8 protein-coding genes are annotated in these 15,183 nt (G+C 65.8%); 2 read left to right on the top strand and 6 right to left on the bottom strand.

Annotated features, from left to right (window positions below):
- Positions 1-7: 7 nt before the first annotated feature.
- The 6 genes from ABD841_RS15140 to ABD841_RS15115 form a co-directional block, all read right to left on the bottom strand.
- Positions 8-3,241, bottom strand: a complete 3,234-nt coding sequence (locus tag ABD841_RS15140) for a type I restriction endonuclease subunit R (RefSeq protein WP_344971803.1) — start codon at positions 3,239-3,241, stop codon at positions 8-10.
- Complete coding sequence (locus tag ABD841_RS15135; protein ID WP_344971801.1) at positions 3,238-3,867, bottom strand: DUF4276 family protein; 630 nt, start codon at positions 3,865-3,867, stop codon at positions 3,238-3,240. Before ABD841_RS15135 ends, ABD841_RS15140 begins: the two co-directional genes overlap by 4 nt.
- The gene (locus ABD841_RS15130) at positions 3,864-4,991 is read right to left on the bottom strand and encodes an AAA family ATPase (protein ID WP_344971799.1); all 1,128 of its coding nucleotides are present in this window, start codon (positions 4,989-4,991) and stop codon (positions 3,864-3,866) included. Before ABD841_RS15130 ends, ABD841_RS15135 begins: the two co-directional genes overlap by 4 nt.
- A 35-nt stretch (positions 4,992-5,026) precedes the next feature.
- Complete coding sequence (locus tag ABD841_RS15125; protein WP_344971796.1) at positions 5,027-6,097, bottom strand: restriction endonuclease subunit S; 1,071 nt, start codon at positions 6,095-6,097, stop codon at positions 5,027-5,029.
- A gap of 185 nt (positions 6,098-6,282) precedes the next feature.
- Complete coding sequence (locus ABD841_RS15120) at positions 6,283-8,280, bottom strand: type I restriction-modification system subunit M (protein WP_344971794.1); 1,998 nt, start codon at positions 8,278-8,280, stop codon at positions 6,283-6,285.
- 1 nt (position 8,281) lies between these two features.
- Complete coding sequence (locus ABD841_RS15115; protein WP_344971792.1) at positions 8,282-10,153, bottom strand: N-6 DNA methylase; 1,872 nt, start codon at positions 10,151-10,153, stop codon at positions 8,282-8,284.
- Between the two features lie 321 nt (positions 10,154-10,474).
- On the opposite strand from ABD841_RS15115, the gene ABD841_RS15110 reads away from it, so the two are divergent.
- Positions 10,475-11,710 carry a metallophosphoesterase family protein gene (locus ABD841_RS15110; RefSeq protein WP_344971790.1) on the top strand — a complete coding sequence of 412 codons (1,236 nt, stop codon included), beginning with the start codon at positions 10,475-10,477 and terminating at the stop codon, positions 11,708-11,710.
- Positions 11,707-15,159, top strand: a complete 3,453-nt coding sequence (locus ABD841_RS15105) for an AAA family ATPase (protein ID WP_344971788.1) — start codon at positions 11,707-11,709, stop codon at positions 15,157-15,159. Before ABD841_RS15110 ends, ABD841_RS15105 begins: the two co-directional genes overlap by 4 nt.
- Positions 15,160-15,183 lie beyond the last annotated feature (24 nt).

Here is a 15,183-nt window from a genome sequence, read left to right as displayed (position 1 = left end):
CAGGACATCAGCCCTCTGACTTGGCATCCGGTGATGTTTCACCCGTACGGCGGAGCCGACGTTCCGTCTCACGACGTGCCGGACGGCGGATCAGATCATAGGCCTGCTTCCTCGCCACCTGGGTGAACACTTCCTTGAACTCGGGGTCCTCGCCGAAAAACCGCTTCACCAGTGTGTCGTTGGCCTCGGCTCGCTCCCCCACTACCCGGCGCAGGTGTTTGTCGAAGACCTGGCCAAACTTGTCGAGGTCGTCCAGGACGAGTCCCGCCTGCTGGATCGCCTCGTTCTCGGCGAGCGCGACAACTTGCTGACCGAACCAGATCTGGTCCCCGGTGTCGAGATCCCAGCCATACCTCTCGTTGATCTCGGCGATCACCTGAGAGAGCGGCACCTCCTCGTCCTCTCGCACTCCGCCGGCCCCGTCCGCGGAGAAGTCGGGCAGCATCTGCGCCCCTTGGGGGGTGAGGCTCACGTCCTGGTGGCCGGACTGGACGATCCGCAGGTGGGTGAGGTCCACCGGACCAATGTCGATCCCGGCTCCGGCGTTCGGCTTGATCCGGTTGGCGAGATACCTCCCGTAGCGGTAGAGGGCCTCCAGGTCGCGATCGGGGTAGCCCGCCACCTGCGCGAGGTAGCTGTAGGCGCGGACGAACTGGTCGAGTGCCTTGCGGAAGCCCTCGGCCGCCTCCGGGTCACTCTCCTCGACCTGGAGATAGCGGTCCCTGGCGGGCTCGGTGAGCCGGTTGAGCAGGACGTGCGTCTCCTCGATCTGCGCGGGCGTCGCCTGCGGGCTCTCCACTTCCAGCTGGGCAAGGGCGAACGCCTCGATCTCGCTGTCGTCCAGCAGTTGGTAACCCTTGAGCTCGTGCTCCTTGAGGTAGAGCAGGTTGGCATCGGCGGGCTGGGCGTTGGCCTCCTCGTAGTAGCGCTGGAACGACTTCTGGATCTTCTCCGCATCGTTGGCGAAGTCCAGGACGAAGACGTCCTCCTGCCGCTTGAGCGGGTGGGTGCGGTTCAGCCTGGACAGCGTCTGGACCGCGGCCACCCCCTCCAGCTGCTTGTCCACGTACATCGCGGCCAGCAGCGGCTGGTCAAACCCGGTCTGGTACTTGTCCGCCACCACAAGAATGCGGTACTCGTCCTGGTCGCGGGTGACCGCGTGAGGGTCGTCGGCCTTGACGTAGGCGAACTTCGCCGGCAGCTCCCGCTCTGAGAACCCGTTGAGCTTCCCTTCGGTGTAGTCGATCTCATCGAGGGTGAGCGTGCCGGAGAAGGCAACCAGGGTGCCGCAGTCGGCGAACTCCCGCTTGCCGACGTAGGCCCGGATGGCCTGGTAGAGCCGGACGGCATGCTTGCGGTTGCCAGTCACGACCATCGCCTTGGCCCGCCCACCAAGCAGGTGCCTGATGTGTCCCCGGAAGTGGTCGATGATGATTTGCGCCTGCTGGTCGAGCGCGGCCGGGTTCAGCTTGACCGCCCGAACCAGCTCCGACCTGGCCTTACGCGCGTCCACGGTCGGATCTCCGTCCGCCTCGGCCTCCAGGGCGGCCTTACGCAACCGGAAGTAGGTGTCGTAGGTGCTGTAGTTGCCGAGAACATCGAGGATGAAGTTCTCCTCGATGGCCTGGCGCATCGAATAGGTGTGGAACGGCTTGCAGATCTGCTTCCCGCGCTCGTTCACCTCTCCTGTCGGGGTGCCGAAGAGGTTGAGTGTCTTGTCCTTCGGCGTCGCGGTGAACGCGAAGTAGGACAGGTTGGGGTGCCGCCCCCGCTTCGCCGCCGCGGAGGTCAGTGGATCCGTCTCGTCGTCGCCGCTGCCGAGCAGCTTTTTCACCGCGTCTGCGGACTCCCCCGACTGTGAAGAGTGCGCCTCATCGACGATGATCGCGTAACGCCGGTCGTTGAGCGCCGACACTTTCTCCCGGACGAATGAGAACTTCTGCAGGGTGGTGATGACAATCCGCGCCGTCTGCCCGGTGAGAGCGCGGGCGAGTTGCTCGGAGTCCTCGTCGATACGCTCCACCACACCCAGCACGTGGTCGAACTGGTGGATCGTGTCCTGCAGCTGCTTGTCCAGGACCCGCCGGTCGGTCATCACGATGACCTTGTCGAAGACCGGTTCATTGGGGCCGAGCCCTTTGGCGCGGGCCTCAGGGGCGATCAGCTCGGCGTCCTCGGGCGTGTGCAGCGACGAGAGCCGGTGGGCCAGCCAGGCGATCGAGTTCGACTTGCCGGACCCCGCCGAGTGCTCCACCAGGTAGTTCCCGCCCACCCCGTGCCGGGCCGCGTGCTCAGTCAGCGTCCACACGACGTGCCACTGGTGGTAACGGGGGAAGATCAGCGGCTTGCGGTGGGCGTCGCCCCGCTTGGCGACCGGCGCCTTGCCCTTCTTGAGGCCCTCGTCCTCGACGTGCAGGAAGCGCTGGATCAGGTCCAGCCAGGCGTCGGGCTGCCACACCTGCTCCCACAGATAGGACGTCCGATAGCCGGTGGCATCCGGCGGAAGCAGCGGGTTGCCGGCCCCGCCGTACTGGCCCGGCCCGCGGCTCCCTGTGTTGAACGGCAGGAACCGCGTATCGTCTCCGGCGAGCCGAGTGGTGACGAACACGAGGTCCTGGTCGACCGCGAAGTGCGCCAGTGTACGGCGGGCGAAGATGAGCTCCTTGGCGTCACGGGACTTGCGGTACTGCCTCATGGCGTGGTGGACGTTGCTCCCGCTGCCCTGGTTCTTCAGCTCGGCTGTGGCGACGGGGACGCCGTTGAGGAAGAGCGCCAGGTCCAGCGCCTTGAGGGGATCTGCGGACGAGTAGCGGAGCTGCCGGACAACCGTCAGGCGGTTCGCCTCGTACTCCTTGAGCGCGTCTGCGGCGAGGGTGTGGCTCGGCCGGAAGTAGGCCAGCCGGATTTTGATCCCCTGATCCTTCACACCGCGCCGGAGTACGTCCAGCGCTCCCCGGTTGTCGATCTCCCGTGCGACCAGTTTCGCGAACTCCCGCATCGCGGTCTCGGTCACCACCGGCTGCGGGTTCTTCTCCGGGTCGTACGGCTCGCGAGCCCCACGTCGCCGCAACAGCTCATCCCACGCCTCCATCTGGGTCGCCCCGATGAAGGCGAACATCTCCCCGGTGTCGAGCCCGAACTCTCGGTTGTAGTGAGAGGAGTAGCCCTTCTTCCAACCGGAGTCGAGCAGGGCTTTCTCGATCACGTCCTCGAACGGCTTCTCGGTGTGCGCACCGCTCATGATCCACCTCGTAGAAGTCGTTCGACGTCACGCCAGAACTTGTCGAAGGAGGGCGCCGCCTTGCGGGCCTGCTCCATGTCGAAGACCGCGGCCAGCGCCGCCTGGTCCACGGTCTCCTTGTACCGTGTGCCATCGGTCTTGCGGGCGGAGAGCCATCCCTTGGCATCTCGGATGCCTTCCGGATTCGGCGGCGGGACCAGCGAGTCGGAGAGCCCCCGGCACCCGGACAGCGACGCTGCGGCCGCCAGAAACCACGCCTCGAACTCCCGGTGGGCGAGCACCACCGAGATCTCCCTGTCACCGCGCGCCTGCCGGGCCCGCTGAAGAAGCGCGGGACCGAGCGCGGCAGGGCAGTCGTCGTCGGAGTCGATCAGCAACAGGACGCCGCCCGCGCCGGTGACCTGGTAGGACGCCTGAAGGACAGCTCCCTCGACGCCGCCGGGAGCGACGAGTTTGCTTCGCGGAATACGGCGCGGCGGGGGAATCCGCATATCCCAGAGCGAGAACGTCTGGGCGATCCTGCGCAGCAGCACGGGAAGCGCAGACACCTCACCGTCACCCTCCACAACGGAGGCGATCGTGATCGGACCGATCACCTGGGGGGATGCGGTGATCGGGTCGTTCATCCGCCTGCCTCCGGCTGAAGCTGGCCGCCACGCATCAGCTCACCGAGCGTGGTGCGTTTGTCCCGGACAAGACGACGGCTGACCTCGTCGATCTCTCCGATCACGGTGATCCCATCGGTCATCGTCACCACGCGCACAGAGGCCGGATCGACGTCGTCCCGGTCGAGCAGGTCGGCGCTCTGCGTGGTGATCACAACCTGGACCCGCTCGCTGGCCTCGGTCAGCGCGTCGAACAGCGTTCCGGCCGCCGCCGGGTGGAGCGCGGTCTCCGGCTCCTCGATCGCCACCAGCGTCGCCTGCCCGTCCAGTACGGCAGGCTGGAACAGTGCGGCCAGCACGCCTGCCGCGTGGAGTGTCCCCTCCGAGATGGCCTCAGGCCCGAAAGAGCGTTCCCCGCTGCGAGTGCGCAGTTCCACGGTCGAGTAGGTGTCGATGAGGCGTTGGTTCACGCCCACCGCTTCCGGGACGATCGCCTTGAGATAGTCGTCGACGCGATTCTTGAACGTGGGATGGTTCCTCGCGAGATGGCCGAGAACGGACCCCAGGCGCTCTCCTGAGTAACCAAGCTGGGTGCCTCGCCGGTCGGGCTCGATCTGTCGCATGCGATCGGTGTCCAGGTGGTGGAAGAGCATGGATCGCAGGCTGTGGTAGACCTTGCTGAGCTCACTGTGGGTTGCAGCCAGGGGCAGAAAAAGTCGATCAGGTTCGATTCCTCCCACTCCTGCGATATGGCCGGACTCCACATTAAAACCAGGCCGCTGGATCTCGCCCTCATTCCCAGTAAGGCGAACCAGACAGTATTCTCTCCTGACGACCAACGACCGGTGTTCTGTAATGTCCCGGCCGAGCGTGAAACCGTACTCGACCGGTGCCGGCTCGCCATCCACTTCGACGGCGAACTCCAGCTCGATGGTGAACTCATCGATGGCTTCCGGCCCTCGGCGAAGCACCTCACTCAGGCCACCGCGCTTTGCCACGGCGTCGGCTGGCGTCGAGCCTAGCGCGTCTGCCACGAACAACAGCGCATCGACAAAGTTGCTCTTCCCCGCTCCGTTGGGCCCCAGCAGGACCAGTAGCGGGGTGAAGGCGACCTCACAGGAGGCGATGCTCTTGTAGTCCTTCATCCGCACCCGCTGTAGGAACGGCACCACCCGGACCATCACACCCCCCGCGCCGTCGTCACATCGATCTGCCCGGTCACCGCCGCCGTGATGAGTGCCTGCTTCCGTTCAGCGAGCAATGTCAATTGCGTATCGATTGCTCTCATTAAACGGCTCGTCGTTTCTCTACTGGCGTTGAGGATCCGCACGATCCGACGCTGCGAGTCAAGCCCTCTCAAGGGGATCGGGAATTTCATAATTTTGCTACTGTTCGTCGAAGCCAGATTGGTAGTCTTCGAACCGGTACTCTCGAAGTAGCAGCGCCCATGCATGGACTGCGTCAGCAATACCAGATAGTTGCCATCAAGCCTTTCTCGATCAGGCCTGATGGCGAACACATGGTTCTGGTGGAGACAATCAGGGATCTCCCCGCGCCAGACAGTTCCGCGCCCCAACTTGTCGAGGTCTCCCCCCTCCGTCATCAACACATCACCCGAACGAAGCGTACTGCGATTTGCCATGGCACGAGGAACCTGAATCTCACTTATCCCAGAGAGGTCCACCTGTCCAGCCTGGACATTAGCGACTCGCAGATAAGGCCGGGTGACGACGTCACCACCCAGTTCACGCCCCTCATGAACAGTTATACCAGCCTGCAGCTTGCTCAGATATCCGAGACGAACCATAGGTATTCCTGGAATAAATTCAGGGAGCCATGGCCATGCGCGATCATTTCCAGATGCTCCAACAATCCCAGGAGTGAGCATCTCTGAAATTTCGACAAAAAATCTTTCCTCAACACCATCACGCTGACTCGACCGCGCGGAAATTAGGCCATCGATAAGCGCCACACTGCCATCAAGGAAACTGGCGATCCTTCGCTGCTCCTCCAGCGACGGCAAACCTACACCAATATCCGCCAGATCTTCCCAGTAGAGACGCCACTGTGCCGGGCGAATCCCCTTGGAACGTTTGCCATACTCAGCGACAAGCGGCTTCGACCTGAGAAGGTAATGTAGGTAAGGGCCATGAATGTCAGACGACACCGAACAAACAAGGTAGTCGGGACTGACAATACCGGAGTATCGAGACACGGCGATCGACCCCTGCCATGCCTTCATCTTGTTCACGACGAGATCCCCAGCCTTGACGACCTGGTATCTCGACACATCGATAGGGGTCTTGTTGAAGTTGTCACTCCGCGAGTCTTTTGGAACAACGCCGTGATCACGATAGACAGACAACACCGGAAGGTCAGGCCGGTTCACTTCTTCTCTCGGGTGCAGAAGATAGCGGAGCCGGATTCCAGTCCCCCTCATTCGGTCACCTCCGCCAGCAGCTTCTGGATCTGGGACTCAAGCTCCTTAAGTTCGGCATCGATCTCAGCCAGTGGCCGGGGCGGCGTGTAGACGTAGAAGTGCCGGGTGAAGGGGATCTCGTAGCCGACCTTGAAGCGCTCCGTGAGCTTGGTCTTGGGGTTCTTAATCTCGGCGATCCAGGCGTCGGGAACGTGCGGGAGAACCTCGCGAGCGAAGTACTCGTCGATGTCCTCCTTCAACGGCACGTTCTCGTAGTCACGCAGGTCCGGGTCGGGAACCGGCACACCCTTCTTTGCCTGGACCTCTCCCTCGGGGTCGGTCACCGCCACCGCGTTCCAGACGGCCTTGTCGACCGATGCGTCCGGCCAGATGACCCCGCCCTCAGCCGCGGCGGCCAGGAGCGCCTTGCGGGCTTCGACCCTGGTCCACCAGACTGTGCCTATCAGCGGCTTGAATGCCTCGATCAGCAGCGTCCCCTCGGCGTATCCCGCAAACGCCTTGGACTCTGCGATCGCCTCCAGCGTCTCCTCGGTCATCTCGAAGCGCTGACGGAGGGGGCGGTCGATGGTGATGCGCTTGTACCCGAAGTCCTCGTTGTCGAAGACTTTCACCTTGCCGTGGCCCCAGTGCTCCGGATCGGCCGCCGCATCGAGGGCCTCGCCGTACAGCCTGGTGATCTCGGTGATCTGCTCCTCGGTGATCTGCTTGCGCTTCTCACCCAGCGACTTTCGCATCTTCGTCCAGTAGTCGCGGGCGTCCAGCAGGATGACCTTGCCCTTGCGCTCGGAGTCCTTGCGGTTGGAGAGGATCCAGAAATAGGTGGAGATGCCGGTGTTGTAGAAGAGCTGGTCGGGAAGGGCGACGATCGTCTCCAGCAGGTCGCGTTCGAGGATCCAACGGCGGATCTCCGACTCCCCTGAGCCCGCACCGCCGGTGAAGAGCGGGGAACCGTTAAGAACGATCGCCAGGCGACTGCCACCCTTCGACGGCGGGCGCATCTTGGAGATCATGTGCTGGAGGAAGAGGAACGACCCGTCGTTGATTCGGGGCAGCCCCGCGCCGAACCGGCCGGAGTGCTTCAGTGCCTCGTGTTCGTTTTTAACGTCATCTTCGACGTTCTTCCACTCCACCCCGAACGGCGGGTTGGCCAGCATGTAGTCGAAGGTCCTGCCCGGATACTGGTCGTCGCTGAAGGAGTTGCCGAGTTTGATGTTGCTCGGGTCGTGCCCCTTCATCATCATGTCGGACTGGCAGATCGCGTAGGACTCCGCGTTGAGCTCCTGCCCGAACACCTCGACGTTGACCCCGTCGCGGCTCTGGGCCCTGATGTGCTCCTCGGCCGCGCTGAGCATGCCGCCGGTGCCGCAAGCGGGATCGTAGATGTTGATGACATCACCGGGATTGTGCTTGCCCAGGTCCGGAGCGAGCAGTAGGTTCACCATCAGCTCGATTACCTCGCGCGGGGTGAAGTGCTCTCCCGCAGTCTCGTTGGAGGCGTCAGCGAACTTCCGGATGAGCTCCTCAAAGACGTACCCCATACCGTGGTTGTCGACCTGCTTCGGGCCGAGGGGAAAACCCGCGAAGGCCTGCACCACCTTGTAGAGCAGCCCGGCGTTGTCGAGCCGCACGATCTGCCGATGGAAGTCGTACTTCTCGATGATCTCCTGAGCGGCCGATGAAAAATTGTTGACGTAGTCCTCGAGGTTCTTGCGCACGTCGGCGGGAGCAGCGCCGATGGTCTCGAAGCTCTGCTTCGAGCGGTTGAAGAACCGTATGCCGATCTGGTCGCAGATCAGCTCGTCCTTGTCGGGGAAGTTGTAAGCGACGTCCTTCTGCCACACCAGCTCGCGGGTCGGCGCCATCACGTAGTCCATCCGCCGCAGCACGGTGAACGGCAGGATCACCCTGCCGTACTCCGACTGCTTGTAGTTACCGCGCAGCAGGTCAGCCACCTTCCAGATGAGGCCCGCCAACTGCCTGTGGGTGGTCTCCACGTCACTCGCCTTCCGAAGGGGGATCGAACAGTCCGGTCGTCAGACCGTCGTGCGCAAGCCGTACGACATCATCACCGAGAGCCGCCGCGCGGTACAGCAGGTCCGCGAACTCGGCCAGCCGCCGGAACTCGGCACCGTAGTGCCTCTGCTCAGCCAGGGGAAGCCGGGGAATGACCGCTCGCCGCACGTCGTAGCGGAATGTTCCGGTGCCGGTGACCGCCTGGCGGACGTTGAGCTCGCTGCGCAGGAAGCCGGCGACGAAGTATGGATCGAGCACGTCGAGGTCGCAGCGGAGCAGGTGCCGGTCGGGCGGCGGCTCGTCCAGCGGCTCGGTGAGGACGACCGGCGGAGCCGCCGCATCCAGAACCGGCACGAGGACATCGCCCGGGCACGGCCTCAAATCCGAGCGGGGAGCGTCACGGCTGAGCAACACCTGTACGGCTCCCGCCTTCACCAACTCGGCGATCGACACCATCGAGAAGGGACGGTGCGGGTCCGCCTGCCCGTAGCGGATCGGTGGCCCCCCCGCCAGAGCATCCAGCAGCGGCGCAAGGCTGTCCAGGGCGGCGGCATGTTCGTCGGCGACGCCGTGGACCGGGCGCTGGACGTGGCGGGCCGGGGTGAGATCCACCTCGTCGTCGAGCAGGCCGACCACGGGAACCTCCGCGGTCACACCCGGTTCGTCCGCGAACACTCCTGCCTTGGCGCGCAGGCGGTCATGGCCGAAGGTGGAGGCGTCGACCATGCGTACTGTCGTCGACGATGACACGCTATCCCTGGACGAGCGCCTGAGAATCCACAGGTGCAGGCCGAGGGAGTGCCCGCTCGCCAAGCCGGGGGGCAGGGCGACGATCTCACGGATCACGCCCGCGCGGAGTAGTTCGCTCCGGACGCGCCGCCCCGACCTGCGGGATGCCACGGCGATCGGCATCACCAGGATCGCGGTACCGCCCGGCCGGAGATGGGCGTAGCAGTGCTGGAGCCAGGCCAGCTCGGACTCCGCCCGGGGCGGCAGGCCGAACTCCCAGCGCGGGTCGTACCCGAGGTCCTCGTAGCCCCACTCCCGGATACCGGTCGGCGGATCGCAGACGACCAGGTCGTAGCCCGGTACGGCCGCGAACGCGTCGTCGCGCAGCGAGTCACCGGCCCTGATGTCGCTCTCCTCCCCCAACCGGAACGCGGCAATCCTGGCGAGAGCGGGGTCGACTTCTTGCCCGGCAGGTGACGCCCCTGTCTTCGCCGCCAGCACCCAGAGCAGGGTGCCCGTCCCGCACGCGGGGTCGAAAACTGTCTCACTCGGTCCAGCCACGGCCGCGATCAGCGAGGCCAGTTCCGCGGAGGTGGCCGGGGCCGTGCGCGCCGTCGAGTCGACGTAGCGGCTGTGCAATTCCTCGAAGAGATCGCGGGCCGGGTGTCCTCCCATGACGACGTCGGCCAGTCGGTGCCAGAACGCCACCTGGTCGGGGCGGAGCCCCGCCTGGAAGGGCGGGCCGCCGGGCAACCCCGTCTCCTGGGCAGCCACAACAGGGAGACGTTCCGCGACCACCTCGTCAGGCTGGGACAGGTAGGCATCCCACAGGCCCGCGCAAGAGAGGAAGGAGGCCACGTCGGCCAGGACGTCGGCCAGGCGGCCGTCCTCGCTGTAGACGCGGAGCTCCTGCCAGAGACGATCGAGTGGCTCGATGATGGTCGCTCTGCCGCGAGCCGCGAGCCAGCGCTCAACGTCCACGAGTGCGTAGAGCGGATTGGCCAACGTACCCCCGACAGGTGACGGGAAGTCCGGGTGCCTGCGCCGCCAGTTGCTGACAGCGGCCCTCTCGACCCTGGCCAGTCGGGCGATCTCGGCGGCGGTCACCGTGACGTGATCCCCCATGCGAGCCCTCTCCTCCGGTCTGCGTTAGCAAGAAGATAGCTCAGGTCGACTGTTCACGCCAACGAAAGTTAGACATGTTGTTTGCATTGCTAACAACTGCTCTAATGAGTAGCGTCGAGCACACTATCCCCCCATCAAGGAACCGACTCCGCATCCGGCCCAGCGCACTCCATGGCCGCAAACATGGTTCCCGCGCCATATTTCACCTGATCACGCCCTATTGGAACGTACCTATCAATTTCATCTTTCGCCCCATCCTTGCCTTTCCTGCACGCCATCATCAGTGATCAGAGGATCACCCGGGTCCAGAGGAGACAATCGGTGAAACTGATCCACGCCGCCGACCTTCACATCGACAGCCCGCTCCGCGGCCTGTCGGCCTACGAGGGCGCACCGGCCGAGGAACTGCGCACCGCTTCCCGGCGGGCACTGGAGAACCTCGTCGATCTCGCGATCTCCGAATCGGTCGACGGCGTCCTCCTCGCCGGGGACGTCTACGACGGTGACTGGCCCGACTTCCAGACCGGTCTGTTCTTCGGCAAGCAGATGTCGCTGCTGCGCGCGGAGGGCATCCCCGTCTACCTTGTCTCGGGCAACCACGACGCGCAGAACAAGATGACCCGGCGGCTGCCGCTGCCGGACAACGTCCGCGTGCTCGACGTCGACGAGCCGGAGACCGTCTGCGACGAGAAGGCCGGGCTGGCCGTGCACGGGCAGGGTTTCCCCCGCTGGGACATCACCGACAACCTCGCCCTCGGCTACCCCCCTCCCCGCCAGGACCTCTTCAACGTCGGCCTGCTGCACACCGCGCTGAACGGCCGCGACGGCCACGACAGGTACGCGCCCTGCACTGTGGATCATCTTATGGCGAAGGGGTACGACTACTGGGCGCTCGGCCACGTACACAGCCGCGAAGTCGTCCTGGAGGACCCGTGGATCGTCTTCCCCGGGAACATCCAGGGCCGCCACGCCCGGGAAACCGGGTCGAAGGGCTGCACCCTCGTCACGGTCGGCGGCGACCTGCGAGTGCGCTCCGCCGTCCACCACGACCTGGACGTCGCCCGCTGGGAGCATCTCCGCATCGACGTCTCCGGAGCGGAAGACCTCGATGCCGTCGCCGATCTGGTACGGGCGCGGCTCGGCGCACTTCCCTCCGGGAAGCTGCAGGCCGTACGGATCAGCCTGACCGGCCGCAGCAGCACTCACCTGCCGCTCTGGAACGGGCGACACCGGTTCGTCAACGAGATCCGCTCGCTTGCCAACGACCTCGGTGACCTGTGGGTGGAGAAGGTCCGCATCGAGACCCGGCTGCCCGACACGCCCGATGAAGGCACCGCGGGGCTGCTCGCCGATCTCCGGCACACGGCCGCGGCGCTCCACACGGACGCCGACGCTCTGCGCCAGGTGGTCACCGGTCATCCTCTCTACGCCGAACTGCCGGCAGAGGTACACGGCCGGGACGGGCTCCGTCCCGACGACCCGGAGTGGCTGCGGCGCCTCGGCGACGAGGCCGTCGACCTGCTGGAATCCATGCTCACGGAGGGACGGAACCGATGAGAATCGACCGACTGGACCTGATCGCGTTCGGTCCCTTCAGCGGGATGACGCTGGACCTGTCGGCGCCCGGGATCCATGTGATCACCGGGCCGAACGAGGCGGGCAAGTCGACGGCACTGCACGTGTTCGACCAGATCCTCTACGGCATCGACGAGCGGTCCCGCTACGACTTCGTCCACGCCAAAGGGGCGTTGCGGCTCGGCGCGCTGGTGCGGAGCACGGACGGCACCGCCCTGGAGATCGTCAGGATCAAGGCGCGCAACGCACCGCTCCGCGGCTCCGACGGAGCGGCGCTGGACCAGGCGGTCCTGAACGCGGTCCTGGGAGGAATCGACCGATCCACCTTCACGTCGGTGTTCGCTCTCACCAGTGCCGAGCTCCGCCAGGGCGGTGAGGCCCTGGCACGCGGAGGCGGAGACTTCAAGCAGGCACTGGCCGCCACCCGGTCGGGGGGTCGCCTGTCCGAGGCGCTGCGCGCCATCGACGAACGCCTGGGCGCGCTGTACAAGCGGCGGGGCCAACTGCCGCGGATCAACACTCTCCTGGCCGACCTGAAGCAGGCGAGGGAGCGCGTACGTGCCGCCGCTCTGCCTCCGCAGGAATACCTCGACAGAAAGCAGGAGGTCAAGAGCACCGAGGAGACCCTGAACAGGCTCACTGAGGAGCTGAACCAGGCCAGGAGCGAGCACTTCCGCCTGGACCGGCTTATCCAGGCTCTGCCCGCGCTCAACCGCCGCCGCGCCCTGCTGGCCGACATCGAAACTCTGGAGACCGCGGGGGCGATCGCCCCGGTGGAGGCCGTGGAGCGACTCCCCGGGTCGCTGGAGGCCCTGCGGCTGGCGGAGAGCAAGCTGGCAGACACGCGGCGGCGCCTCGACGAGGTCGTGCATGAGCTGGACGAGCTGACCGTCGACGACGACCTGCTGTCCGCGGAGGAGGCGATCGACGCCCTCTACCAGGAGCGGAAGGCGGCGTTGGAGGCCGCCAAGCGGCTCGCGAGAGCCTCCGGCACCGTGACCGATCTCCGTGACGAGGCGCTCTCCCTCCTCAACCAGGTCCATGCGGAAGCGACGTTGGACGACACCGATCTCTACACGGTGCCCAGGCCGGTGCGGACACGCGCCCAAGAGCTGCACGACCGGCGCACCGCCATCGACGCGGCCCTGGCGCAAGGACGTAAGGCGCTGGACCTGCGCCGGCGCAAGCTGGAGACGGCGGAGAAGCGGCTCAGCGAGCTTCCTCCGCTTGAAGACGCGAGGCCACTCCGCGCCGCCCTCAACGCCGTCCCCCAGGACCTGCTCACCCGCATGGCCGCCGCCGACGAAGAGGTCCGGCGAATCGACAGCACCGTCGAGCGGCTCCTGCTGGAGTTGAGAATCCCGGTGCAGCACGTCGATTCCATGATCGTGCCCACCCGGGCTCAGATCACTGAGCATGCAGAGGCGCGCAACGACCTTAAACGGGACGGGCGTGACCTCGCCAAACAGCGGAAGACACTGACCGCCAAGCTGGAGGACAAGCGCCTTAACCTGGCCACGCTGCTGAGCGGCGACCCTCCCCCCACCGAAGCGGAGCTCGCTGAGGCCCGGTCCGTCCGGCATGAGTTCTGGCGCGCGGTCCGCAACGGACAGCACGACAGAGCCGGGGAGTTCGAGCTGGCCCTGGAGCGCGCCGACCAGATCGCCGACCGGATGCGGCGGGACGCGTCCCGGATCGCCGACCGCTACCGGCTGGAACTCGAAATCAGCCACGACGAGAAGGCGCTGGCCGCGCTCGACGAGGAGCAGACCGCCCTGGACCGCCGGGCCGACCGGTTGGACACGGAGTGGGACTGCATGTGGGAGGGCTTCCCCGGTCCCATACCCAGACCCGGTGCCGCCGCGTCCACTCTGGACGGTGCCGAGAAGCTCCGTGAGAGCCTCGGCGAACTCGGTGACGCCCGGGCCCGTCTCTCCTCCCTGCGTGAGCACGCCGCCTCGCACATCGCGCGGCTCCGCGAAGTCCTGAGGTTCCCGGAAGGGGTTCCGTCGTTGGGCGCAGAGAACGCCTTGGCGGAACTCCCCGAGCTGCGCGAGATCGCCGAGAACCGGCTGGCCGTACAGGACGAGCTGGCACGGACGCACAGCACGTGCGAAGATCAGGTCCTCGCGGCCCGCGACGAGCTGAGCGGCGCCGAAGCCGAGATCGCCGAACACGAAGGGGACATGGCCGACTGGGAAACCGCCTGGCACAAGCTGCTCGAACAGGCCAAACTGCCCGCCGACCGGGACACCACCTCCGCACTCGCCGACCTGGAGCGGCTCGACCAGGTCGGCGCTCAGGTAACCGAGGCCGCCAAGAACGAGCGGGACTCTGAGCAGGCCACCGCCACGCTCGACCGGTTCCACTCACTGCTGGCGTCCACCGCCTCCGCATGCGGTCATGCGGTGTCGAACGACGAGACCGAACGCCACCGGCTTGTCGGCGACCTCTGCAAGAAGGCTAAGGAGAGCCGTTCCGCTGCCGACCGGCGTGCCGTACTCCAGGAGGAGCAGGCCAGGTTGCGTGCCGAGACCCGTGACCTCGACCGGACCGCCGACGAGATGAAGGCCGAACTCTCGGAGCTGTGTAGAAGGTGCGGAGTGGACGGCGTCGACGCCCTGAGCGAAGCCGTACGGCGGAGTGAGTTCCACAGGGATCTGAAGACGAGCCTTGCGGAAGTCACTGCGGCGCTTCCGGCCGACGCCGAGGCGCTGATGGCGGAAACCCCCGTAGACGACCAGGACCTGCTTCAGGCTCGGCTGCTCGGACTCGCCGACCGTGTCAGCGACCTCGACGCCCAGCGGACTCGCCAGTCCGAGCTGTTCGGCGAGAAGAAGACGGAGTTCGCGCGCTTCGACGGGTCCGCCGCCGCCACTCAGGCCGCCGCGCACCTGGAGACCACCGCGGCCGCGCTCCTGGAGGAGAGCGAGGAGTATCTCCGCCTGCAGATCGCCCGGAGCATCGTCCTGGCCTGCATGGAGGAGTACCGGCAGTCACAGCAGGATCCGGTCCTCTCGCGGGCGAGCCTGCTGTTCGAGCAGCTGACGCTCGGTGGCTACGGCGGGCTGGAACTCGACCAGGAGGGGGACTCCCCGATCGTACTGGCACGGCGCGGCTCCGATCTGCTGACCGCCGGCCAGCTCAGCGAGGGGACCCGTGACCAGCTCTATCTCGCGTTGCGACTGGCTTCCCTGGAACGTTACGCCGAGGAGGACCGTGCGCTTCCGTTCATCGTCGACGACATCTTCATGACCTTCGACGACCAGCGCACCCGCGCCGCCCTGGGTGTACTGAACGGGATGGCCGACCGGTTCCAGACAATCGTCTTCACCCACCACGACCACATGGCGGAGCTCGCCCAGGCGGAGCTTCCCTCGGACCGCGTGCACGTCCACCGGCTGCCGCGGTTCGTTCCCGCGGCGAAATGACAATCTCCGTACTTCGCGGAGGCG

Source organism: Streptosporangium fragile (genome assembly GCF_039534445.1).
Taxonomy (GTDB): Bacteria; Actinomycetota; Actinomycetes; order Streptosporangiales; family Streptosporangiaceae; genus Streptosporangium; species Streptosporangium fragile.
The sequence above is the reverse complement of the archived record's forward strand: the minus strand, read 5'-3'. Positions and strand labels throughout refer to the sequence as shown.